This is a genomic window from Chryseobacterium sp. P1-3 (assembly GCF_000738495.1).
GTDB classification, from domain to species: Bacteria; Bacteroidota; Bacteroidia; order Flavobacteriales; family Weeksellaceae; genus Chryseobacterium; species Chryseobacterium gallinarum.
Window position 1 is genome coordinate 245,792 of sequence record NZ_JPEQ01000004.1, and the last position, 24,701, is coordinate 270,492.

The window sequence follows — 24,701 nt, forward strand, 5'->3', positions numbered from 1 at the left end:
TTAATGGCAACAAGTAACGATATCAGAAAAGGGCTGTGCATAGAGTATAGCAATGATATTTATAAAGTAATCGAGTTTCTTCACGTAAAACCGGGTAAAGGACCTGCTTTCGTAAGAACAAAATTAAAGTCAGTGACTAACGGTAAAGTAATTGATAATACTTTCTCTGCCGGGCACAAAATTGATGAAGTAAAAGTAATCACCAGAAAATTTCAGTATCTGTATGATGATGAGAACGGATTCCATTTTATGAACAATGATGATTTCTCTCAGTTATATATCAACAAAGAAATGATCGAAAACTCCCAGTTTATGAAAGCCGGGGAAGAAGTAACAATCATTCTGAAAGAAGCTGATGAAACTCCGCTTTCCGCTGAACTTCCGCAATCAGTATACCTGGATGTGATTGAGGCTGATCCGGGAGTAAAAGGAAATACAGCAACCAATGCTCTTAAAAATGCAATCGTTGAGACAGGAGCAAGAGTAATGGTTCCTTTGTTTATTGAGCCGGGAGACAGAATTAAAGTAAATACTGAGGACGGTAGCTACCTGGAAAGGGTAAAAGAATAAATAAAATTTACATAAATTCGGTTTGCATTAGCAGTCCGAATTTTGTTTTATAAGAAAATCTATTGTTATGAGATTTCATTCTCCACAAAAGCTTAAAACGATAGCTGATTTAATAGGCTCAAAATATATTGGCCCGGAAGACTTTGAAGTACTGGGAACCAATGAAATTCATAGGGTAAAACCCGGGGATATTGTTTTTGTTAATCATCCCAAATATTATGATAAAGCATTAAACTCTGCAGCAACTGTTATTCTCATTGATAAAGAAGTAGAATGCCCGGAAGGCAAAGCGCTTCTGGTTTCTGATGATCCTTTCAGGGACTTTAATGCAATCAATACCCATTTTACCAGAATATACAATTTTACGGAAGAACTTCACGATGTTGAAATAGGCGAAGGGACAAAAATTCATTCTTCAGCCGTCATTGGTAATAATGTGAAAATTGGAAAGAATACCCTTATTTTCCCAAATGTTGTCATAGGGGACCGTACGGAAATCGGGGATAATGTCATTATTCAGTCCAACACGGTGTTAGGAGGCGACGCATTTTATTACAGAAAATTAAACGGAAACTTTGACCGACTGATCTCTGTAGGAAATGTAATCATTGAAAATAATGTGGAAATCGGAAATGGCTGCACGATAGACCGGGGAGTTACAGACTCTACCATCATAGGAGAAGGCTCTGTTTTGGATAATCAGATTCAGATCGGACATGATACCGTTATCGGTAAAAAATGTCTGATAGCCTCTCAGGTAGGAATTGCAGGATGCTGTATCATAGAGGATGAAGTTACTATATGGGGACAGGTAGGCATTGCTTCCGGTAATAAAGTCGAGAAAGGATCTGTACTTCTGGGAAAAACAGGAGTGAACAGGGATCTGGAAAAAGGTACCTATATCGGAATGTTTGCAGAAGATTTTAAAACATATCTGAAAAAAGAAGTAAAGCTGAGAAATCTCAAATAAACAATTCCAAAGGTTTTATCCGAAATCAAAGAAATTTGAGTAAATTTGTGAGCATTAATAAAATAATAAATAAATTAAAACAACAATAAAATGTCAATTTTAGTAAACAAAGATTCTAAAGTAATTGTACAAGGATTTACTGGAAACGAAGGTACTTTCCATGCAGGTCAGATGATTGAATACGGAACCAACGTAGTAGGTGGTGTTACTCCGGGGAAAGGAGGTAGCGAGCACCTTGGAAAACCGGTATTTAATACAGTAGCTGACGCTGTTCAAAAAGCAGGAGCAAACGTAAGTATCATTTTCGTACCACCGGCATTCGCAGCAGATGCTATCATGGAAGCTGCTGAAGCAGGGATCAAAGTAATCGTATGTATTACTGAAGGAATTCCTGTAGCTGATATGGTAAAAGTAAAGTCTTATATCGCAGACAGAGACTGCAGATTAATCGGACCGAACTGCCCTGGAATCATTACTTCTGAAGAAGCTAAAATTGGTATTATGCCAGGTTTCGTTTTCAAAAAAGGTAAAGTAGGTATCGTTTCAAAATCAGGTACTCTTACTTACGAAGCTGCTGACCAGGTAGTAAGAGCAGGTTATGGTATTTCTACTGCAATCGGTATCGGAGGGGACCCAATCATCGGAACTACTACAAGAGAAGCATTAGAGCTATTTATTAACGACCCTGAAACTGATGCTGTTGTAATGATTGGTGAAATCGGTGGAGGATTAGAAGCTGAAGCAGCAAGATGGTACAAAGCAAGCGGATCTACTAAACCGGTTGTAGGATTCATCGCCGGACAAACAGCTCCAAAAGGAAGAACAATGGGACATGCCGGTGCTATCGTAGGAGGTGCAGAAGATACAGCTCAGGCTAAAATGGAAATCATGAGAGAAAACGGTATCAACGTTGTAGACTCTCCTGCTGATATTGGTGCTACTGTAGCAAAAGTTCTAGGATAATTTTATAAAACCAAACCATATATGAAAAAACTTTTATTAGCCTCAGCTTTGACTTTTTCCGCTTTATCATTTGCTCAAATTCAATGGAAAAGCACACGATTTGGTCTTACCGGAGGTTTAAACTATTCCAGAGTAGCAAATGCCCACAATCCCTCCGGCCCTAGATACACTGCACAAGGTGGAGCTTTGGCCATGATCCCGGTAGGGAAGGCAAACCAATTCTTTATACAACCGGAAGTATTGTACTATGGTGCAGGAGAAACCGGGAAGGATAAAGATGCAAAAGGAAAAGACGGTTATGATGCGGTGTATGCCAATAACTATCTGAGTGTACCTTTATACTTTAAAGGGTATTTTTCAGAAGCTGAATCGGAATTCTTTGGGTTATTAGGCCCTAGATTTAATTTTTTATTAAGTCAGAATGTTAAAAATGCTCCTGTAAGCAGACCTTATTATGACCCGGATGTTGCGGATCCTACCAACCCGGCTGTGAATGGAAAAGCGAAAAGCTTTAACTGGGGAATAGGATTGGGAGTAGGATATAGCTATAAGAGACAATTGGAACTTGCTGTTAAATATGATCTTGGTCTTTCAGATACTTTCCCTGGCCTTGCAAAAGAAAAAGGAGGAACTGATAAGAAGAAATCAGAACAGGTTTTAGCACTTACTCTAAGCTACATATTCAAGTAAATACTGTATTCAGAATATAAAAAATCCCGGAAATTCAATTTCCGGGATTTTATTTTATATGTATTTCTAAGAATGAGCGGTTATTTTTACAATAACTAGCCATTATTTTAGCCTCTGATCCACTTCCAGAGCTCTTTTAACGTTGCTTTGTTCCCATACATCAAAATACCTACCCGGTAAATTTTCCCTGCCAGGAAGATCATGAAAATAGTAGTCCCCAATAATAGGGCTATAGAAAGAACAAGCTGCCATACCGGAACCCCGAATGGTATTCTTGCAATCATGGCAACAGGTGATGTAAAAGGAATGATAGACAGCCAAAAGCCGAGTGGACCGTCAGGATTATTCATCAGTGAAAAGCTGCCATACATACCCAGCATCAGAGGCAAAATAGCAAATAAAGTAAACTGTTGCGTTTCTGTTTCGTTGTCTACAGCCGAACCAATAGCGGCATAAATTGAACTGTAAAAAATATATCCTAAAAGGAAAAAGACAATAAATACAAAAATAATCAACGGAAAATTCATTTCCAGTAAGCTATGAGAGATCTGGGTTGCAAGCTGGGTAATATCCAGTTTATCGGCTAATTGTTCGTTTCCGCCCGGAATATTCTTCTGAATAGATGAAAAACCGGTATTTAAAACCAAGGCTCCGATAACAGACATGGTGATCCAGATAATAAACTGCGTAAGGGCAACGAAAGTTACCCCCAGGATTTTTCCCATCATCAGCTCAAAAGGTTTAACAGACGAAATAATGATTTCCACCACACGATTGTTCTTTTCTTCCAGAACACTTCGCATCACCCGTACCCCATAAATAATGATGAACATAAAAGTTACATACATCAGAATCATGCTGAGTCCTGTTTTTACCCCGAAAGCAAGATCAGAATCCTCCTTGTTATTATCTGAAACATTAATCGTTTTCAAACTGAATCCTTTATCAAGATCAATCAGCTGAGCCTCCTGGATGCCTAGTTGTTTGATTTTTTCTTTTTTAATAACATTGCTGATATCAGAAACGATCTTCTGTTTCGTATCCAATCCTATTTTGCTGTTGATAACCAGTCTTGTTCCGGTTTCCAGCTCATTGAAGTCCTGATTTTTCAGTTCCGGCAAAATAAGGATGCCATCTAAAGACTCATTTCCTTTTAAATTATTGATCTTTGACTTTTCGTCTGCAGCAGAAACAAATACATAATTGAGCTTGTCGTTAGACTGGAGTTGGTTGGTAAACAGTCCGCTTTTATCAACAACTTCTATAATGCTGTGGGATTCATTGGCTTTAAACATAAGCCCGATTACTGCTCCGAAAGCAATGATTAAGATAGGAGCAAGTAAAGTTAAGATGATGAAAGACTTCTTCTTAACCTGTGTAAGAAATTCCCTTTTGGTAATTAAAAAAATATTATTCATAAATTAAGAATGGTTACTTACGGCATTAATAAACACTTCATTCATACTCGGAATTCTTTCGTCGAATGACCGCACTTTCCCTACATGGATAAGATCCAGAAGAATATGGTTCTGATCAGTTTCATTCTTCAGATCAAAAGAGACAAGATTGTTCTCATGAGCAAGATTGAAAATTTCATATTTATTCTTAAAACTTTCAAGATGATCATGATTTACTTCAGAAAGAGTAATTCCAAAAATATTTTTTTTAAATTTTTCCCTTACGTCAAAAACTCTTCCATCTATGATTTTTTTTGAATGATTAATCAGGGCGACATAATCACACATTTCTTCCACGCTTTCCATTCTGTGGGTAGAAAGGATAATGGTGGTTCCGTTGTTTTTGAGGTCAATAATCTGATCTTTAATTAAATTTGCATTTACGGGATCAAAACCGGAGAAAGGTTCATCCAGAATCAAAAGATGCGGACGGTGGAGAACAGTCACTACAAACTGAATCTTCTGCGCCATCCCCTTGGAAAGTTCAGAGAGCTTTTTTTTCCACCATTGATCAATATGAAGTTTGTCAAACCATTTTTTAGCCTCATTCAGAGCCTCATTTTTACTCATACCTTTAAGCTCCCCGAAATAAAGGATCTGGTCTCCCACACTCATATTCTTGTATAAGCCCCTTTCTTCAGGCATATAGCCGATATCTTTAATATGAGCGGGATTCAGCTTTTCTCCATTGATAAAAATATCTCCGGAGTCGGCCTGGGTAATCTGATTGATGATACGGATGAAAGAAGTTTTCCCGGCCCCGTTGGGTCCTAAAAGGCCATAGATGCTGCCTTTGGGAACATGGATGCTGAAATCATCCAGGGCGACCTTTTTTCCGGCATTATAGGTCTTTTTAATATGTTCAGCTTTTAACATTAAATTGTTCTTTTACAATTGGTATAAAAAAGTCCTGAAAGTTACGGAAATATTAAACAGGATCAATGTAAAAGAAAAAATCCTGATGATTATCAGGATTCTGTTTTATTGTTTTACGATTTGAGTTACCTTTTGCGTGTTGTCACTTAAAATATATCGGATCAGATATTTTCCCGGTTTCAATTTTTCAATATTGATCTCCCCGGAATTCATATTGACAGTATAACTGGCAACCTGCATACCCAAAATGGAATAAAAAGTCACACTTTTGATTCTTAAAGAAGAATCCTTTGCCTTTATGATAAGATAATCCTTTGCAGGGTTTGGATAGGCAATCATTACTCCATCATCAGATTTCTGTGAGATGGAACCCGGCTCTTTCAGCTGAGCTTGTAAATTGTTGGAAAACCCAACAAAAGTGCCTGCAAATAAAATTAAAAGTAAAAATTTTTTCATCAAATTTATAATTTCTCGAATATATATAACAAATGTAATAAATTCTACAATTTCATACAATAGTTTTTTATAGAACTTGTAGTAAATTTGTAAAAACTTATTCAAAAAGTATTCCAAAATGATACATTCAAGAAATAGAAGACTTAGAGTTAATGAATCTATCAGAAGTCTGGTAAGAGAAAATGTGCTTACAACTGATGATTTTGTAATGCCGATCTTCGTAATGGAGGGCGAAAACAAGCAGGAACCGATTCCGTCGATGCCGGGAATTTTTAGGAGGAGTATAGATCTGACGGTAAAAGAATGTAAGGAATTATTTTCTTTGGGCGTAAAAGCTGTCAATTTGTACATGAAAGTGTCAGATCATCTGAAAGATAATACCGGAAAAGAAGCATGGAACAAAAACGGTTTGATGCAGAATACGATTCGGGCAATCAAAGATGCGGTTCCGGGAATGGTGGTTATGCCGGATGTTGCGTTGGATCCTTATTCTGTTTATGGTCATGATGGAATCATTGAAAATGGGAAAATTCTAAATGATGCAACTAATGATGCACTGGCCAGAATGTCTGTATCTCATGCAGAAGCAGGAGCTGACATGGTGGCACCCAGTGATATGATGGATGGCCGGATTTTGGTCATCCGTGAAGCATTGGAAGAAAGCGGATTTACCGATGTAGGGATTGTAAGTTATGCTGCAAAATATGCGAGTTCTTTCTATGGACCATTCAGAAGCGCTTTAGACAGTGCTCCGAAAGATGATATGGAGATTCCGAAAGATAAAAAAACTTATCAGATGGATTTTCACAATTCCCGTGAAGCATTAAATGAAGTATATAAAGATATTGAAGAAGGTGCAGATGTGATCATGATCAAACCGGGACTTCCTTATCTGGACATTGTTGCCAAAGTACGTGAGGCGATTGATCTTCCGATTGCTGTTTATAATGTAAGCGGAGAATATGCCATGGTAAAAGCTGCCGCTCAGAACGGATGGCTGGATAATGATAAAACAATTATTGAAAACCTGACGTGTTTCAAAAGGGCAGGAGCAGATATGATCTTTACCTATTTTGCCAAAGAAGCGGCCATGATTTTAAACAAATAATTCATAAGAAAATAAAAAACACCTCCGGATTGAGGTGTTTTTTTATAAATTATACATGGGATTTATAACCAGCCTTTTCTTCCATAAACATAAGTGTCATCAAATTGCTTGTCACTCATAAAAAGATAAAGAATCCCTTCTATAAATGGAATAATAGAGGCTGCTCCCAATGTTACAATATTAAGGATGATCTGAATAATACCTTCTTTGGTATACCCCAGATAGAATTTATTTAAAGCCAGCCAACCTACAAGAATTCCCAAAATTGCCGCAGGAATTTTCTTTTCCGAACGATAGGGAATACCATTTTGTTGGTTTGGGTTGTTTTCTGTTTTTGTATAACCGTAATTTTCCATTTCTTGCTATTTTGTAAATGATTGATATGTTTCACGATAAGTAGCCTGAAACGATAAAAAGTTACAGAAGCTAAAAGACAGAAATGAATTGCCATTTTGTTTTATGCCGGCATGGAGTATCAGGCTGAAAAACTGATAGGATTTTACCTGGAACCGAAATTATAAACCCGCTTATTTACGATTTTGCTATTTTACCTTTTCCTTATTTTGCCTCTCATTAAGTTTATATTTTTGATATATTTGCTCCATGATTTTACGAGGAGAAAATTTAATCAAGGAATACGGTCCTAAAAAAGTTGTAAAAGGTGTTTCCGTACAGGTTCAACAAGGAGAAATCGTTGGTTTGCTGGGACCTAACGGGGCAGGAAAAACCACATCGTTTTATATGATCGTAGGGTTGGTTAAGCCTACTTCAGGGAAAATTTTTCTGGATAAGCAGGAGATTACCACTGATGCCATGTACCGCAGGGCCCAGAAGGGAATCGGTTACCTGGCACAGGAAGCTTCAGTTTTCAGAAAACTATCCGTAGAAGAAAACATTATGGGAGTTTTACAGCTGACCAAACTTTCAAAACGTGAGCAGCAGATCAAATGTGACGAGCTGATCGAAGAGTTTTCTTTACAGCATGTCCGTAAAAACAGGGGAGATCTCCTCTCCGGTGGAGAAAGGCGTAGGACGGAAATTGCCCGTTGTCTTGCTACCAATCCCAACTTTATCTTGTTGGATGAACCTTTTGCCGGGGTAGACCCGATCGCGGTAGAAGATATCCAGAAAATTGTAAGAAGCCTGGTAGATAAAAATATCGGTATTCTGATTACCGATCACAACGTTCAGCAGACTTTAGCCATTACCAATAAAACATATATCATGTTTGAAGGGAAAATCCTTAAAGAAGGACTTCCGGAAGATCTTGCCAACGATCCGCAGGTAAGAGAAGCGTATCTTGGTGAAAACTTTGTGTATCAGAGTATTTTGGATAAGCCGAAAAAGAAGAAATATGCCTATAACATCTGGGCAGGTAATTTTGATTCAAAAGCCCAGCTACAGGGTTTTGTAAGTGAACATTTCAAACAGTTTGATGACCTGAGGCTGATGTATGGTTTTGAAGATATCAGTTTTGCTTCATTGGCCAACTCCGAAATTGAACATATCTTTAATGAAGTGGTCGATAAGAATGCCAACAATTCTTTTGTTTTCCAGAAGAAAGAGATCAACAGCCAATATTCTATGGAACAGGCAGAAGCTGAATCCAAAGGGGCAAGTAAGCCGGAATTACATTATCTGACTACGTATATGTATGAAGGGTAATGATAAATTTCAATATTCTTTCGGGATATTGAGATGGAAATTAAAAAATAAAAACTGAAATTAAGCAACTTATTTAGCTGAAAATAATAATAAAAACGTACCTTTTCTCTTGAAAACGGTACGTTTTTTAGTTTAAATAATGCTATGGCAAAACCTTTCAACAGAACAGTTACTTTATTCGGAATTTACAAACAGCTGGTCCCATTTATCAGACCTTACCGGTTAATGATTTATGGAACATTATTTTTAACCTTTCTGGGAGCATTGGCTGCCCAGGTCAACCCGATTGTTCTGAAGTATACGGTGGATGAAGTAACCGAGCTTACCCATCTTCCTCATCCGATGTCAGAAGGAATTCATATCCTCATCATTATTTCCATTATTTTATTAGGAAAGGAGCTTCTCAATATTTTTATTAATTTCGGACAGAAATTCTATGGTGAAAAGATCAGGATTAATGTAAGCTCTGTGCTGGCACAATCAGCCATTGATAAAATCCTGACCTATCGGGTAGCTTATTTTAATGATGAGAATCATGAGTCCGGGAAGCTGCAGATCAGGATTGACCGTGGAATTGAAAGCCTGACCAAGCTGGTCCAGAATTTTTTTTATTGATATTCTTCCTCTTTTTTCCAATGCCATTATTGCGCTGGTTATTATGTATATGCAGAATATCTATGTAGGAGCAGTATCCACAATCATTGTTCCTATTTATTTTTATATAAGTTCACTACAGGCCGGAAAATTAAGCGGGGTTCGCCGGCAGCTCAGAAACCAGAGGGAAAAGAAAACATCAGGACTTTTAAACCTTATCAACTCCATTATGGTCATTAAGAGTTTCGTAAGGGAAAAGTTTGAAGGTAAAAAGCAATATGACCTTCAGATGCAGCTGATGGAAAGCCAGATGTTTACAAGGAAAACAAACTTTATTTATGATGGGCTGAAAACTTTTATTGAGCAGTTCGGAGTCGTTTTAATCATTCTGTTGACCGTATACCTTGTGCTTGATCAGCAGATGACCATTGGGGCAATTATGCTTCATATTATGCTTTTTAATAATGTTTCGGCACCCATCCGCCAATTGCACAGGATCTATGATGATATGAATGATGCCATGATCTATGCCGAAGGATACTTTGACATTCTTAATGATGATGATGAAACAGAGCCTAACGGAAAATTTGTAGAGCAGAAAATAAAGGGAACTTTTGAACTGAAAAATATTGACTTTACCTATCCTAATGGTACAAAAGCACTCCACAATGTATCGATGAAAATTGAAAACGGGAAAACAACCGCACTGGTTGGATTGAGTGGTGCAGGAAAGTCAACGGTGATTAACCTTTTATGCAAATTCTATCTGCCGGACTCCGGGGATATTTTGCTGGATGGTGTCAACCTGAATGAATATAACAATACTTTTCTCAGAAGTGATCTGGGATTGGTGTTGCAGAGAAACCATATTTTCCAGGGAAGTATTGAAGACAATATCCGTTATGGAGATATGAATGCCAGCTTTAAAGAAATTGAGGAAGCGGCCAAAAAAGCATATCTGCACGAACAGATTATGGACCTTCCCGATGGATACCAACATGATGCTACGCAGCTGTCAGGCGGTCAGCAGCAAAGAATTGCCATTGCAAGGCTGTTTCTCAAAAATCCACCTATTATTTTTCTGGATGAACCTACAGCAAGTCTGGACGCGATTGCCACAGAACAGATTAAAAATTCCCTGGATGCTATTAAAGAGGGAAGGACGGTAGTAATTATTTCTCATTCCCTGTCCCAGATCCTGGATTCGGATACCATCTATGTTATGAAAAAAGGACGTGTGGTAGAAAATGGAACGCACGATGAACTATATGGCAAAGACGGAGTGTATCGTGAAATTTTTGATGCTTCCGCACGGAGCCTGAATCTGGATAAATTGGTCAATACATATAAAGAAAATTAAATAAGCTCAACTGTACAGATGAGCTCATTATTTAACGTCAGTTCGGAATAAGAATTTCTGATTTAGTTAGGTGGAAGATGGAAGCTATGAAGGTCATAAAAACAAAGCCATTCATCTTTTTTGTTTAATGTAAAATCAATTGGGGGGGCCTGTCAATAATTAAAACTGAAAGTCACTTCCAGTATCCCTCTTTCAACTCCGGCCCTTTATACTTAATTTTCTTAACCTCAAGTTATTTAGTTAGTTTTTTCAGAAACCTGATATGCTCCCACATCTGCTCCAAAAGCAATATTGATTCTGTTGTAACTGTTAATGGCAATAACAGCCATTGTCAGATCTACCATTTCCGTTTCTGAGAAATGCAGGCTTACTTTTGAGTAGATTTCATCCGGAACTTCTTTACCATGTAAAGCTGTTAATGTTTCCGCCCACAGTAATCCTGCTTTTTCTTTGTCTGTATAAAACGAGCATTCCCTCCAGGCACTTACCAGGTAGATTCTTTGCTCGGTTTCCCCTTTAGCCCTTAATTCTTTAGAATGCATATCCAGGCAAAAAGCACATCCGTTCATTTGGGAAACCCGGAAATATAACAGTTCCAGAAATGAATTGTCCAAGGAAGAATGTTGTACCTGAAAACCCATGTTGTGAAGTGCATTTACAGCTTTGTTCCCCATTGCAAATGCGTTGATTCTTTGTGACATACTATTGTTTTTTAATTATTATGTGACAAATGTAAAACTGAATTTTCCGCATTTTTTTTACAAATGATAAATAATATGAAGAAAGAATTTGGAAGCTGAGCTGGAAGATATTATGGGACAAATTATATATATTCAGCTTACAATAGTTTTGCTCTTCCAGCTTTCGTTTTCTTTTCCCTCAAAGTTTCCGGGCTCTGATCCTGCTTAATGAAACCTGGGTAATTCCGATATAATCGGCAAGATCTCCAAGACTGATCCGTTGAATAAGGTCAGGTCTTTGCTTTAAAAAATTGATGTACCGTTTTTTACCATCATCCTCCAGCATTTCACTGATCCTTCCCATCATATTCACGGGAGCTTTTGAGTAAAGCTTGCTGAAAAGTGTTTCTGCAGAATGATTGTTTTTACAAAGCCTTACCACAACATCTTTATGGATACGGAGAACCTGAGTGGGTTCCAGGGCAACAATCATATATTTGGAAGGATTACCCGTTAGAAAACCGCTTAATTCTGTAAAAAATGAGTTTTCCGAAAAAAATGTCATGATAAAATCCTTATCCCCATTGTCAAAGAATAATTTGACCAGCCCTTTTTCGATAAAATAAAAATAACGGCAGGTTTCATCAGCCTTCAACAAATAATCTCCCTTTCTGTAATTCCTGAGTTCTAAATGGGAGACCAGCTCATCCATAACAGTCTGATCCGGCTTAAAAATATTCTCAATAGTTTGAATGAATGGAAGGTGGTGCATAAACAATGAAGTCAGGTTCAAAAAATAAATTTAACAAAAAAGCTGATACTTTTATAAGTCATACCTCAAAAAAGAATTTTAGTTTTGTTGACAGAAATGAATGATCACTACCTTAAGAAACTCGATCGGGTAACCGCTATTCTTACCCAGTTACAGTCTAAACCTGTTGTGAGAGCACAGGATCTGGCTGAAAAATTTGATGTGAGTATCAGAACCATTTACCGCGATGTAAAAACATTGGAAAACGCAGGTATTCCTATTGTAGGAGAAGCTGGAAACGGTTATTCTTTAATGGACGGATATAAACTTCCTCCCGTGATGTTTACCAAGGAAGAAGTGCTAAGCTTTATTACTGCCGAAAAGCTTATGCAGAAGTTTTCTCATCAAAGCCTGGGGGAGCATTACCAGACTGCTATGGAAAAAGTACGTTCAGTATTGAGATATTCAGACAAAAACCTGATCAGTAATATTGAAAAGCAGATTGATGTTTTTAATGTGCATGCGCAACCCGGGGATTCCCTGAAAAATGTGATCCCTATTATTCTGGAGAGTATTGCAGAGAAAACCCAGTTGACGATAGAGTACCAGACGGTAGATTCCAGGGTGACGACCAGGACAATTGAAACTGTAGGGGTCTTCTTTGAATTTAATTTTTGGTATATCATGGCCTATTGTACCCTGAGGAATGATTTCAGACAATTCAGAATCGATAGGATTTTAAAAATTTCCAAAACACAAAACCCTTTTCTGCAGGAATACGGACAGGTAAATGATTATCGGAAAAAATCCCACGGCCAAAAGGAAAAAGCCAGAATTTTGGTAGATAAAAAAATCATGGCCCATCTCGTAAATTCTAAAAGATATTATGGATTAATCGAAGAAGTAGAAACCGCTGAAGGAGTAGAACTGATCTTTGAAACAGAATGGATTAATGATGGATTTCCACGCTGGCTGGTCACTTTTGCAGATTATGCAACGGTCTTAGAGCCGGAAAGCCTTCGTATAAGACTGAGCGAGCTTCTGATAAAGATGTCTGAGAGGCATAAATAAACCCCAACAGAGTAATTGTTGAGGTTTAAAGACTTAATTGAGACAAATAAATGAAATGGTTTGTGAAGTAAAAAGACCCTTACTAGAATCTCTCCCAGAAAAATGGCGGCTCAATACCTAAGGCTCTCAGGTAAACATACCCCTGTCCACGGTGATGGATCTCATTATCTATGAAATAAAGGATGTTCTGATATACGGGAAACTCGTACTGCCCGAACAGGTTGAAAGTTTCCTGGAAGCGTTCTGCAGAAATCTGGTTGAAATAATGGTTGATTACCTCCGTTTCCTCATCCCATTTTTTTAAGATCTCTTCCTTTGTTTTGGGATTAAAGCTCTCTTCATTATAGGCTTCCATATTATTTTCAATAATTCCTTTTAGTGCAGGTCCTGCAATACTGATTAATTCTACTGCCAGTTTTGCAAAAGGTCTCATGCCGGCTACTGAAAATTCAAATAACTCTTTTTTCAGGAAAGCTCTCAATCACTCTCCTTGTCAGGTTTCTGTGGCCTTGCCAGTGCTCTAATAACTGTTCTGTGGACATGAATTGTTTAGTGGCTGTTGCTGTAGTTGTCATAATTGTATGGTTTTTGTTTGTTATTGTTGATACAAAGATAAAATGGGGTTATGACAACAGTTTGTCAGCAGGATTTTTAGAGATTAAAAAAAAATATTTTTTCTGTTAAAATATCTGCATCTGCTTTTCCGTTAAAAGAAAAGTGAATTAATAAAAAAGAAATTGACCATTAACTGAATTGCATTATGAAGAAGTATATTTTGCCCGTTATAACGGCATTTTTATTAATATCATGTAATAAAATCGAAGAGAAAATAGATCAGACTGTACAAAAAACAAAAGAAACAGTGCAGCAGAAAGCCCAGCAGGTAGTAGAAGAAAGCGTTAAAAAAACAGTGAACGAATCTATTAATTCTCTAACCAACTCTAAAGATGTTAAATTTAACACGGTTTTTCCTGGTACAGGAGCACCCGTAATTTCTGATGAAAAAGGAAAAAAGTTCAAATTTCCTACTGGTTCTGAAGGATATGTCTTTAAATATAAAGCGGATATTGCAGCGCTGCTTCCTTTTTTGGAAAGTCAGCCTACTACCGATGAAAGTAAATCGGATAAAAAAGCCCGTAAGATTGATGGGCAAAGTATCATAGATAAAATAAGTCTTGCTTCAAAATTTCTTCCCGAAAATACTTTTGACACCCGTTTCCTGGATGAAATTAAAACCGATAAAAGCATTCAGTATTATAAGCTGAAGAGGTTTCCAAACAGCAGTACACTGATCTACAGCCCCACCAGTCAGACCATCATACAATACGTAGAGGTAAATAAATAATTTGGATATGGCCGGTTTTTCCCGGCCATTTTTTGGACATTGTAAGTGGGGAGGAAGTATCTCAATGTAATATTTTGTAAGAAACTTTTGTGGCCTTTTGTGGTTAATCTTCTCCAAAATGATTGTGTGCACATCATGCGAACATTTTTACTTTTTACATTGTACAAAAAAAAAGTATTTTAGTAGTATGAAAATTTATACAAAAACAGGCGACAAAGGGCAAACGGCATTGTACGGTGGAACGAGAGTTTCCAAAGCCAGCGCAAGAGTTGACAGTTATGGAAATATAGATGAACTGAATTCATTTATTGGAATTGCCAAAAGTCATATTGAGGATGAAGAAGTTTTAAAGCAATTAAAAAAAATACAGTTTGATCTGTTTACAGTAGGCTCGGAAGCTGCAACACCGGTGGATAAACTGATGTTGGCAAACGGGAAGTCACGTCTTCCTTTAATTATTTCCGAAGCAGAGATTGAGGAACTGGAACAATGGATGGATGCTTTTGATGAAAAACTGGAACCCCTTCAGTATTTCATTCTCCCCGGAGGCGGAAAACCAGCAACGTTTCTACATGCAGCAAGAACCATTTGCAGAAGGGCAGAACGCTCTTTGGTATTTCTGAATGAATCTGAGGAAGTACGTCCTGAATTGATCAAATATTTAAACAGGCTTTCAGATTATCTTTTTGTGCTGGCAAGATACGTTTCCAAATTGAATAATGAACCGGAAGAATACTGGAATCCGAATGAAAGATAAAGTATTGCTTTTCATCAATGGAGATGCACCGGAATCCTTTCCGGATCCGGAGAATTATGACCTGATCGCCTGTACGGACGGTGCCTTTCATTATTTAAAAAGAATAGGGTTCCCGCTGGATAAACTGGATTTTATTTCAGGCGATTTCGATTCTCATTCAGGTACAGATGAAAATATTTATCAGGAAAAATTTATTCATACCCCGGATCAGGATAAAACGGATTTCCATAAGGCTTTGGATATTATTGCTGAAAAAGGAGGTAAAGCAGTCGATATTTTGGGAGGTAGTGGCGGAGAGCAGGACCACTTTTTAGGAAATCTGACGGTAGCCTATGCTTTTAAAGATAAAATGAATTTGAAATTTTACGACGAATTTTCAGAATATTATTTTATCCCCAAAAGCTTTACCATCAATGGAGTTCAGGATAAAATGATTTCATTATATCCATTCCCTTCTGTAGAAAATGTAACCACAAAAGGATTAAACTGGCCTTTACATAACGGAAGCTTAAGTATTACCTCAAGAATCGGAACAAGAAATTTTGCGATTGAAGATGAGGTTTCCATCGAATATGAAAAAGGGGACCTGTTGATTTTTATCGGAAAAAATTATTTGTGATAGGATTTAATAACCCAACAAGTAATTCAAATAGAAACGGGCTTTAGCCCGTTCAATAAAAAAATAAATTCCATTGGCTTTAGCCAAAACTTAAAATAAGAAGCACACTTAAGTTTGCTGAAAATCTTTTCCTGCTTAAGTGTACTTTTAAGCTTACTTAAGTAAACTAAAGTGTTATTATAAAAACTTTCGTACCTTTTGTGTTAAATCCCAAAAACTTTTGAATACATTAATCAAAATATCAGTTCTCAGCATATCACTATGCTGTATATTCTCATGCAAAACACAGCATTTTGAAACCCCGGAATATGGTAAAAATGAAACGGAAAAAGTTCTTAACATCAAAAAGGTTTATAATTTCCGTACAGTAGGCAATATTAAAAATACGGAAGGGAGAGCTTTAAAAGAAGGTATGCTCTACAGAAGTGCCCATCTTCATCAACTTAAAAAGAAGTCTTTTGATGAGTTTGGAAAACTGGGAATTGCTGAAATTATAGATTTAAGAAATTCAAAAGAGATTTTTGAAAAACCGGATCATCTTCCAAATGGGATCACTTATAAAAAATACTCAGCCTTTGAAGATCGGGGAGATCAGCTTGCCCAGGCAAGAAAACTGGTACTTAAGGGAAAGGTTAAGGCTTCGGATGCGGATAAAAGAATGGTGGATTTCTATCGTGAGTACGTAACCGAAAATCCGGAAACCATAAAAACAATTATTGCAGAGATCCTGGAAGCAGATCATCCGGTATTGTATCACTGCACGGCAGGAAAAGACAGGACAGGAATAATCACAGCCCTGATTTTAGCCATTCTGAAGTTTGACGAAGAAACAATTTACAACGAATATCTTTTATCCAATAACTACAGAAAGAATCTCGTCCGGAAAAGACTCCACCTTGCCGGAAACTTACATTTTCTATATCCCAAAATGGATTTGCAGGTACTGGAAAAACTGAGCTGGGTGGAAAAACGATATCTTGATGCTGCTTTTGGGGAAATCAATAAAAAATATGGTTCTACGGATGCTTATATCCAGAAGGTATTGGGTATTTCAGATGCCAAAAGAACTGAATATATCCAAAAGTTTACCTATTGATTATCAGAGATAAATTTTTGTAAGATTCAATATTAGGAGCTAATTTAAAATTATAATAATTTTAACACCTAAAAATGAAACTTTTTTAGCAATTTTGCATTTCTTAATTCACTTGTTTAGAAATGAAAATAAAATACTCGGAACTTATTGATCAGACATTATATTTTCCTACAGAGGAATTTAATGTTTCTGAGAACAATTTGTTGTTTCACGACATTCCTTTGATGGATGTTGTTGAACAATTTGGCACTCCGCTAAAGATTAGCTACCTGCCGAGAATTTCTCAAAATATTCAGAAAGCGAAAGGCTGGTTTAAAGAAGCTTTTGAGAAAACCGAATATAAAAAGAATTATACCTACTGCTACTGTACAAAATCCAGTCATTTTAACTTCGTATTGGAAGAAGCCCTGAAGAATGATATTTCCATAGAAACATCATCTGCGTATGACATGGATATTGTAAAATCCCTTTATGAAAAAGGTAAGGTAGATAAGAATATTGAAGTGATCTGTAATGGTTTTAAAACCGATGATTATCTGGCTAAAATTTCAGATATGATCAATAACGGATTTGAAAATATTACCCCGATTCTTGATAATTACAGAGAGCTGGATAAGCTTACAGAAAGTATTGATTCTACTTTTGATATAGGAATCAGAATTGCATCAGAGGAAGAGCCGAAGTTTGAATTCTATACCTCAAGATTAGGGATCGGATATAAAGATATTATTCCTTATTACAGCCAGAAAATTGCAGAACATCCGAATGCAAGGTTGAAAATGCTTCATTTCTTTATCAATACAGGAATTAAGGATACGGCATATTACTGGAACGAATTGTATAAATGTCTTCGTGTATATGCGCGTCTGAAAAAAATTGCTCCTGAAGTGGATTCTCTGAACATCGGGGGTGGTTTCCCAATCAAAACCTCTTTGAACTTCGATTACGATTATCAGTACATGGTAGAAGAGATCGTTTCCCAAATCAAGAAGTTCTGTGAAGAAGAAGGAGTAGAAGAACCTAATATCTATACGGAATTCGGAAGCTTTACCGTAGGAGAGAGCGGAGCCAACCTGTATAAAATTATTTCTCAGAAACGCCAGAATGACAGAGAAAAGTGGAATATGATCGACTCTTCTTTCATGACGACTCTTCCTGATACGTGGGCCATATCAAGACATTTTATCATGCTTCCGCTGAACCGTTGGGAAGATACCTATGAACGGGTATTTTTAGGTGGTCTCACATGCGATTCGGACGATTATTATAACTCTGAACAGCATACCAACGCAATCTATCTGCCGGTTTTCAGTGATACCAAGCCTTTGTACATCGGATTCTTCCACACGGGCGCATATCAGGAAACAATCGGTGGTTATGGTGGGGTACATCATTGCCTTATGCCTCAGCCAAGACACATCCTGATCCAGAAGGATGAGAACGGTGAGCTTCAGTATGAAATTTTCCGTGAAAAACAAGAACCGGAAGATGTATTGAAGCTTCTTGGGTATAAATAATCCTGTAATCAGTAGGAACGGGCTTTAGCCCGTTTAATTAAAAATTAAAAATTCGATTGGCTTTAGCCAAAACTTATACAAAACAAAAGCTCTCAGATTCTGAGAGCTTCTTTATTTAAAAAATATTTTGAAATCTTGTCCAATACTAATTCTTCATAATCCATCACAACCGTATCCGCGAGTGTATAATCCTGATTTTTGGAATGTGGACTTCTGTATGCAGCACAGAAAATCCTGGCTCTGTGGGCAGCAAGAATTCCATTGGTGGAATCTTCGATGACCATACAGCTTTCAGGAGCTTCACCAGCCAGTTCTGCGGCCAGAAGGAAAACTTCAGGGTGAGGCTTGGATTCTTTCAAATCAGCACCACTGATTTTTCCGCTGAAATATTTCTCCAGTCCGAACTTCTCAAAGACCATATTGATTGTCGTCATGGTGGCTGAAGAGGCAAGTACCAGCTTTATCCCGTTTTCATGATAATGTTCAATCAGTTTTCTGACCCCCGGAATTAAATCAAACTCATCGTCATTATAGAAATAATCTTTGAAATGAGCTCTTTTGATATCAGCAATGGCCTCATAGGTATGGCTTAGATTATATTGCTGAATTAATGTTTCACAAACTCTTTTAGTAGAAGCGCCTGTAAAAGAGGTGTATAAATCTTCGGAAACTGTAATTTCCAATTCATCAAAACGTTTTTGAAATAAGCTTTTCTATGCAATGGTTCTGTGTCTACAATAACTCCATCCATATCGAAAAGAACAGCTTTTAAAGACATATTCTAAGTTTTTCACAAAAATAGGAATTTGAGTTGAAAGAGGAAAGTGAACAGATCGTTAGGGAAATATCAGTTCGTAATTGTTTAGTTTTTAAATAGAAAAAAGTAGGAAGCCAGAAGAGGGAAGCTGGAAGTTATGGTAGAATAAGTTTTACTGTAACTATGATAAATAAATTGAAAAATGCTGATAAAATTGAATTCAAATTGTTTTTTTGCTCTTTATGACTTCCTTATTCCAGCCTCCAGCTTCCTAACATATATATATCATTCACAAACTCTCCACACTCTTTCTCTCCAACTCGTAAACTCTTCGTATCTTTGCTGTCAATTACAATATTAAAAATATTAAAATAAAGCATGAGAACATACGCAGGAATTCCAGAAGAAAACGCAACGTTGGAGAATTCAAAAGTAATGTTGCTGACAGTTCCTTACGATGGAACTTCAACATGGGGAAAAGGAGCTGATAAAGGCCCTGAATTATTCCTTGACGCTTCTGAAAATATGGAGCTTTATGACATTGAAACGCAAACAGAACCCTATCTTGACGGAGTATACCTGGCAGGAGAAATTACTGAAGACTCAAGTCCGGAAGCAATGACAGAGGCTGTTTATCAAAAAACAAAGGAGCTCTTGGAAAATGAAGGAAAGGTGTTTACCTTATTTGGAGGAGAACATTCTGTTTCTATTGGTTCTATTCGTGCAGTAGGGGAAAAGTTTGAAAACCTTACCGTTCTTCAGTTAGATGCTCACACAGATTTACGTCCTGAGTTCCATGGTTCTACTTCTAATCATGCTTGTGCTGTTTTTGAAGCCAATCAGAAACACAACCTGGTACAGGTTGGAATTCGTTCTATGGATGCTGAAGAAGCCCAATATCTTCCGGAAGGAAGAGTGTTTTTTGCCCATGAAATTGCGAATAATGAAAATTGGGTGAATGATGTGTTGGAAAAAGTTTCAGGAAATGTTTATATCACGATTGACCTGGATGCTTTTGACCCTGCTATTGCTCCATCTACAGGAACTCCTGAACCAGGAGGATTACAATGGTATCCTACTCTGGAATTATTAAGAAAAGTATTTGAAAAATGTAATGTAGTAGCATTCGACATTGTAGAGCTGATGGATTCGCCAATGGCAAAACCTACCGCTTTCCTTGCGGCTAAGCTATATTATAAAATGCTTGCCTATAACCATATTTATAATAACAACTAAGATTCCGCAAGAATCGGATTTTTTCTGCCGTATATTCTTTGGAAATTTGTGAGGTAAAACAAAAGTAAAATGTCCACACAAAATCAAATAGATTATAACAGGATTGCCAAAGCGATAGAATATATCCGGAGCAATTTCAGGCTTCAGCCAAGTTTGGAAGAAGTGGCAGAGAATATTCACTTGAGTCCCGCTCATTTTCAGAAGATTTTCACAGATTGGGCAGGAACAAGTCCGAAAAAATTTTTACAGTTCATCAGTCTTGAACATGCTAAAAATTTATTGAAGGAAGAAAAAGCAAGTATTTTTGATACCGCTTATGAGACAGGACTTTCCAGTACCAGCAGATTACATGATCTGTTTGTAAAAATAGAAGGAATGTCTCCGGCGGAATATAAAAACGGTGGAAAAAGCCTCAGCATTCATTACAGCTTCTCCGAAAGTCCTTTTGGAACTCTATTGGTAGCCTCTACCGAAAAAGGAATCTGCTATATGGCTTTTGAAGACGATAAAAATAGAGCATTAGGGAATCTTAAAGGTAAATTCCCTAATGCATCTTTTTCAGAGAAACAAGATGCTCTTCAGCAAAACGCATTGTCTATATTCAATAAGGACTGGACAAAGCTCAATACCATCAAACTTCACTTAAAAGGTACTGATTTTCAGCTTAAGGTATGGGAAAGCTTATTAAAGATTCCTATGGGAAAACTATCCACCTATGGTAACCTGGCAGAAAAGATAGGAAGTCCGAAAGCGTCAAGAGCCGTAGGAACTGCCATTGGAAGCAATCCCGTAGCCTTTCTTATTCCTTGTCACCGTGTCATTCAGTCTACAGGACATCTTGGCGGATACCGGTGGGGTAATGACAGAAAGCAGATGATTGTGGGCTGGGAAAGTTCACAGGTTTACTCTTAAGGTATTTTTTTAATCATAAAATCACGAAGAATTATAACACTTAAGTTATTTTTAGCAATTGCTAACTGTTTTAGAAGTACACAAAAATTTTCTGAAAATCTATGGTTTTCAATTATTTTATTAAACAGGAAAAATCCCTTGGGATGGCGGAATCTTTTTGCCGGGTGGTCTTATTATAATTTCAGACCTTTCCAAAAACATTACGTAATTTGTAATACTCAAAACAAAAACAATGCTGAGTCTGTTTGATGAAATACCAGAGTATTCTTTAAGCCTTCTTCCGCATGACGGGATGGTGTTGTACTATGGCAAAATCTTCTCAAAAGAAGAGTCTGATATCTATTATGATTACCTGTTCAATCATATTCCATGGGAAAATGATGAGGCTGTCATTTTTGGAAAATTAATACTGACCAGGAGAAAGGTAGCCTGGTTCGGAGAAAAGCCATTTGAATATACGTATTCAAAACGGACAAAGTATGCAAAATTATGGACTCCGGAATTATTGGAATTAAAGAAAAAATGTGAAGAAGTTTCAGGTGAAACTTACAACTCCTGCCTGCTTAATTTATACCACGATGGAAGTGAGGGAATGGCTTATCACAGTGATGGAGAAACTGATCTGAAAAAGCACGGCGCCATTGCTTCTCTCTCCTTTGGAGCAGAAAGAAAATTTTTATTCAAACATAAGCAGACTAAAGAAAAAGTAGAAATATTCCTGGAAAATGGAAGCTTACTGATTATGAAAGGAACAACCCAGGACAACTGGCTTCACAGACTTCCACCAACAACCAAAGTGAAAACTCCAAGAGTGAACCTTACTTTCAGAACAATTGAAGAATAAAGACTCTCGCAGATTATGCAAATCACGCAGATTCTAACGCAGTCACCTGTGAAAATCTATGCCATCTGCGGGAAATACTCTTCTTTATTTAAAGAATAAAAATTCTCGCAGATTACACAAATCACGCAGATGTTTAACGCAATCATCTGCAAAATCTGCTCAATCCGCGAGAGTATAAATAAAAACATTGACAAGGCTGCGTTACCTGTTAAATCAACGAGAGATAAAAACAAAAAAGCTGTTCTTTTGAACAGCTTTTCAATTTATTTTAAGATATCAGCTTCAATAGAACTGTCACCATACACTTTAATAAATGCTTTAGTATAATCTTCCTTGGAAGCGAAATTTGGATTTTCCAAAAACTTTTGTGGGTTAACAGCAAATAACGGGAACCATGTGCTGCTGATCTGGATCTGGATTTTATGTCCTTTTTTGAAAGTATGAACTACATCCTGTAGCCTGAAGTTTACTGCTGTTTTCTGGTCAGGAATTAGTGCTTCTCCTTTCTCTCTGGTATTTCTGAATCTGGCAGGCATAATTTCACTTCTTACCATCTGATGATAATTTCCGTAAATAACACCTTCTTTCTTTTCAATAGGTTTAAAATCTTCAGGGTAAACATCAATAAGCTTCACGGCGAAGTCAGCATCGGTAGAAGAGGATGCGATATTCAGTTTTGCCATGATTTCTCCGGCAAACGTAATGTCTTCTGTCAGAACATCCGTGGTAAATGTTAATACATCAGGTCTTCCCACAGCAAAACGCTGATCTTCTGACATATAGTTTCTGGGAGTGAAACCATTAAAATCTTTAAGATGATCCGAACTCAGAACCGGATTTCCGGGATCACTGTAATATTCGGAATACCCTTGCCCCGCAGTCTTTTTTAATGTTTTATCCGATAAATAAAAATTGATTTTCTGAGTATTTTTAGGAGGATAAGAAGCAAATTCTTTCCATACTTTAGCTCCGGTATCATACATCAAAGCTTCAGGAAGCCCGGCATCTTCTTTGGTGTTTCCCTTCAGATAATGGGTAAAGAACTTTGTTTCTACGTTTTTCTGATAATAGGTCGCGATACTGTCTCCGAAATACGTCTCACTGTGGAAATGTTTCCCTTGTTCCTGAGACCATCCGCCATGAGAGAAAGGGCCCATTACAATAGTATTTTTTTGCTTTAGGGCTGGTTTTTTCAATCGTTTTATAAATATTTAAAGGGCCGGAAAGGTCTTCAGCATCAAACCAGCCTCCTACAGTCATTACAGCATGATTAATATTTTTAAGATGTGGAAGAAGGCCTCTTTTTTGCCAGAATTCATCATAGTTAGTATGATTCATAATTTCCGTCATAAAGAAATTATTTTTGTAATATTTTTCATAGCCATCCTTTAAGGTACCAAGCTCCCTGTAGAACTTCAAACCGTCTTCAGAAGTTTGTTTAATGAAAGAATCCATATACCACGCTTTGTTTTCCGGTTTGGTTTTTTGAACGCCAAAAACAGGAAATGTTCTGAAATACCCCAGCATAAATCTTCCATTGTGCAGAAAATCATCATTCCAGAAATCAGAAATGGGGGCCTGGGGAGAAGAGGCGACAAGTGCAGGATGCTGTGCCAATGTTCCTACAGCAGTATAAAAACCAGGATAAGAAGTACCAAACTGGCCTACCTTACCATTGTTATCTTTGATGTTTTTCAATAACCATTCGATGGTGTCATAAGTATCAGTACTTTCATCCACATCTTTTTTTGTTTTGTGCTCCACCTGCGGGGTCATATTGGTAAAAGTTCCTTCACTCATATACCTTCCCCGTACATCCTGATATACAAAAATATATTTGTCCTTCATCAGATAGGGGTTAGGTCCTATTTTCGTCTTATATTCATTTTCACCATAAGGAGCAATGCTGTAGCAGGTTCTCTGCATCAGGAAAGGATATTTATTTTTATTGGAAATATCTTTTGGAATATAAACTGCTGTGAAAAGCTTAACGCCATCCCGCATTGGGATATAAAATTCTTTTTTAGTAAAATTATCTTTAACAAAATTATCCTTTTGCTCGGTATTTTGGGCTCTCCCGAAAAAGAAAAATAGAATAAATAAAACTGAAATTTGGGTTTTCATAAATAAAATTTACGGCTAATTTAAAAATAAAAATACTCTTTTCGTAGTTTACCATATGAATCTTCTTTTAAAAAGAGAATATGATTGAATTTCTATCGGATAAACATAGTTTAGCAACTTATTTGGCTAAAAAAGTTCAGGTTTTCAGAGAACTTTTGTATACTTATCAAATAGTTAGAGTAACTTAAAAATAACTTAAGTGTTTAAATCTTTTGTGGTTAAAAAAACATTTGCCTAGAATGATTAGTAAAATAGCCGGGGAAATTCCCGGCCATATCTGAAA

Annotated in this window: 20 protein-coding genes and 5 pseudogenes; 16 read left to right on the forward strand and 9 right to left on the reverse strand. The window is 37.0% G+C overall.

Going from position 1 to position 24,701, the window contains the following annotated elements:
• Nucleotides 1–3 precede the first annotated feature (3 nt).
• From efp to HX13_RS03920, 4 genes are all read left to right on the forward strand, one after another.
• Nucleotides 4–570, forward strand: coding sequence for an elongation factor P (gene efp, locus HX13_RS03905; protein ID WP_050019977.1), 567 nt, complete (start codon nucleotides 4–6; stop codon nucleotides 568–570).
• A gap of 67 nt (nucleotides 571–637) precedes the next feature.
• Nucleotides 638–1,540: an LpxD N-terminal domain-containing protein gene (locus HX13_RS03910; protein ID WP_050019978.1), complete on the forward strand. Its 903-nt coding sequence runs from the start codon at nucleotides 638–640 to the stop codon at nucleotides 1,538–1,540.
• A 90-nt stretch (nucleotides 1,541–1,630) separates the two neighbouring features.
• The gene (gene sucD / locus HX13_RS03915) at nucleotides 1,631–2,503 is read left to right on the forward strand and encodes a succinate--CoA ligase subunit alpha (RefSeq protein WP_050019979.1); all 873 of its coding nucleotides are present in this window, start codon (nucleotides 1,631–1,633) and stop codon (nucleotides 2,501–2,503) included.
• 21 nt (nucleotides 2,504–2,524) lie between these two features.
• A complete protein-coding gene (locus HX13_RS03920; protein ID WP_050019980.1) occupies nucleotides 2,525–3,193 on the forward strand; it encodes a porin family protein in 669 nt (222 codons plus the stop codon).
• 107 nt (nucleotides 3,194–3,300) lie between these two features.
• On the opposite strand, the gene HX13_RS03925 is transcribed toward HX13_RS03920, so the two are convergent.
• The 3 genes from HX13_RS03925 to HX13_RS03935 all read right to left on the reverse strand — a co-directional run bounded on the left by HX13_RS03925 (nucleotide 3,301) and on the right by HX13_RS03935 (nucleotide 5,982).
• Nucleotides 3,301–4,611 carry an ABC transporter permease gene (locus HX13_RS03925; protein WP_050019981.1) on the reverse strand — a complete coding sequence of 437 codons (1,311 nt, stop codon included), beginning with the start codon at nucleotides 4,609–4,611 and terminating at the stop codon, nucleotides 3,301–3,303.
• 3 nt (nucleotides 4,612–4,614) lie between these two features.
• A complete protein-coding gene (locus HX13_RS03930; RefSeq protein WP_050019982.1) occupies nucleotides 4,615–5,526 on the reverse strand; it encodes an ABC transporter ATP-binding protein in 912 nt (303 codons plus the stop codon).
• A 105-nt stretch (nucleotides 5,527–5,631) separates the two neighbouring features.
• On the reverse strand, nucleotides 5,632–5,982 hold the full coding sequence (locus HX13_RS03935; protein ID WP_050019983.1) for a T9SS type A sorting domain-containing protein: 351 nt from the start codon (nucleotides 5,980–5,982) through the stop codon (nucleotides 5,632–5,634).
• Nucleotides 5,983–6,100: 118 nt separating this feature from the next.
• Here HX13_RS03935 and hemB point away from each other — a divergent pair, with 118 nt between their 5' ends.
• Nucleotides 6,101–7,090, forward strand: coding sequence for a porphobilinogen synthase (gene hemB, locus HX13_RS03940; protein ID WP_050019984.1), 990 nt, complete (start codon nucleotides 6,101–6,103; stop codon nucleotides 7,088–7,090).
• A gap of 62 nt (nucleotides 7,091–7,152) precedes the next feature.
• Here the strand turns inward: hemB and HX13_RS03945 are convergent, their stop codons facing one another.
• Entirely contained in the window at nucleotides 7,153–7,446 is a 294-nt protein-coding gene (locus HX13_RS03945) for a TM2 domain-containing protein (RefSeq protein ID WP_050019985.1), read from the reverse strand.
• Between the two features lie 247 nt (nucleotides 7,447–7,693).
• Between HX13_RS03945 and lptB the strand changes: the two are divergent.
• Both lptB and HX13_RS03955 read left to right on the forward strand, forming a co-directional pair.
• Nucleotides 7,694–8,419 (forward strand): annotated as a pseudogene (gene lptB, locus HX13_RS03950) (LPS export ABC transporter ATP-binding protein); the annotation flags it as partial.
• Nucleotides 8,420–8,980: 561 nt separating this feature from the next.
• Nucleotides 8,981–10,709 (forward strand): annotated as a pseudogene (locus tag HX13_RS03955) (ABC transporter ATP-binding protein).
• A 236-nt stretch (nucleotides 10,710–10,945) separates the two neighbouring features.
• Here HX13_RS03955 and HX13_RS03960 read toward each other — a convergent pair.
• Together HX13_RS03960 and HX13_RS03965 are read right to left on the reverse strand one after the other, a co-directional pair.
• The gene (locus HX13_RS03960; protein ID WP_050019986.1) at nucleotides 10,946–11,410 is read right to left on the reverse strand and encodes a carboxymuconolactone decarboxylase family protein; all 465 of its coding nucleotides are present in this window, start codon (nucleotides 11,408–11,410) and stop codon (nucleotides 10,946–10,948) included.
• Nucleotides 11,411–11,588: 178 nt separating this feature from the next.
• A complete protein-coding gene (locus HX13_RS03965) occupies nucleotides 11,589–12,182 on the reverse strand; it encodes a Crp/Fnr family transcriptional regulator (protein WP_128572183.1) in 594 nt (197 codons plus the stop codon).
• Nucleotides 12,183–12,257: 75 nt separating this feature from the next.
• Here HX13_RS03965 and HX13_RS03970 point away from each other — a divergent pair, with 75 nt between their 5' ends.
• Complete coding sequence (locus HX13_RS03970) at nucleotides 12,258–13,211, forward strand: helix-turn-helix transcriptional regulator (protein ID WP_050019988.1); 954 nt, start codon at nucleotides 12,258–12,260, stop codon at nucleotides 13,209–13,211.
• Between the two features lie 82 nt (nucleotides 13,212–13,293).
• Here HX13_RS03970 and HX13_RS03975 read toward each other — a convergent pair.
• Nucleotides 13,294–13,786 (reverse strand): annotated as a pseudogene (locus tag HX13_RS03975) (DinB family protein).
• A 185-nt stretch (nucleotides 13,787–13,971) separates the two neighbouring features.
• On the opposite strand from HX13_RS03975, the gene HX13_RS03980 reads away from it, so the two are divergent.
• The 5 genes from HX13_RS03980 (at nucleotide 13,972) to HX13_RS04000 (ending at nucleotide 18,545) form a co-directional block, all read left to right on the forward strand.
• A complete protein-coding gene (locus tag HX13_RS03980; RefSeq protein ID WP_050019989.1) occupies nucleotides 13,972–14,556 on the forward strand; it encodes a hypothetical protein in 585 nt (194 codons plus the stop codon).
• A gap of 187 nt (nucleotides 14,557–14,743) precedes the next feature.
• Complete coding sequence (locus HX13_RS03985; RefSeq protein WP_050019990.1) at nucleotides 14,744–15,313, forward strand: cob(I)yrinic acid a,c-diamide adenosyltransferase; 570 nt, start codon at nucleotides 14,744–14,746, stop codon at nucleotides 15,311–15,313.
• Entirely contained in the window at nucleotides 15,303–15,932 is a 630-nt protein-coding gene (locus HX13_RS03990; protein ID WP_050019991.1) for a thiamine diphosphokinase, read from the forward strand. The genes HX13_RS03985 and HX13_RS03990 overlap by 11 nt, the downstream gene beginning before the upstream one ends.
• 220 nt (nucleotides 15,933–16,152) lie before the next feature.
• On the forward strand, nucleotides 16,153–17,028 hold the full coding sequence (locus HX13_RS03995) for a tyrosine-protein phosphatase (RefSeq protein ID WP_050019992.1): 876 nt from the start codon (nucleotides 16,153–16,155) through the stop codon (nucleotides 17,026–17,028).
• A 122-nt stretch (nucleotides 17,029–17,150) separates the two neighbouring features.
• Complete coding sequence (locus HX13_RS04000) at nucleotides 17,151–18,545, forward strand: decarboxylase (protein WP_050019993.1); 1,395 nt, start codon at nucleotides 17,151–17,153, stop codon at nucleotides 18,543–18,545.
• Between the two features lie 92 nt (nucleotides 18,546–18,637).
• Here HX13_RS04000 and HX13_RS04005 read toward each other — a convergent pair.
• Nucleotides 18,638–19,323, reverse strand: a pseudogene (locus tag HX13_RS04005) (HAD family hydrolase).
• A gap of 357 nt (nucleotides 19,324–19,680) precedes the next feature.
• Between HX13_RS04005 and speB the strand changes: the two are divergent.
• From speB to HX13_RS04020, 3 genes are all read left to right on the forward strand, one after another.
• Nucleotides 19,681–20,538, forward strand: a complete 858-nt coding sequence (speB, locus tag HX13_RS04010) for an agmatinase (RefSeq protein ID WP_050019994.1) — start codon at nucleotides 19,681–19,683, stop codon at nucleotides 20,536–20,538.
• Nucleotides 20,539–20,607: 69 nt separating this feature from the next.
• Nucleotides 20,608–21,450, forward strand: coding sequence for a bifunctional helix-turn-helix domain-containing protein/methylated-DNA--[protein]-cysteine S-methyltransferase (locus HX13_RS04015; RefSeq protein WP_050019995.1), 843 nt, complete (start codon nucleotides 20,608–20,610; stop codon nucleotides 21,448–21,450).
• A 232-nt stretch (nucleotides 21,451–21,682) separates the two neighbouring features.
• Nucleotides 21,683–22,294 carry an alpha-ketoglutarate-dependent dioxygenase AlkB family protein gene (locus HX13_RS04020; protein WP_050019997.1) on the forward strand — a complete coding sequence of 204 codons (612 nt, stop codon included), beginning with the start codon at nucleotides 21,683–21,685 and terminating at the stop codon, nucleotides 22,292–22,294.
• A gap of 263 nt (nucleotides 22,295–22,557) precedes the next feature.
• On the opposite strand, the pseudogene HX13_RS26255 reads toward HX13_RS04020, so the two are convergent.
• Nucleotides 22,558–24,418, reverse strand: a pseudogene (locus HX13_RS26255) (CocE/NonD family hydrolase).
• Nucleotides 24,419–24,701: the final 283 nt, after the last annotated feature.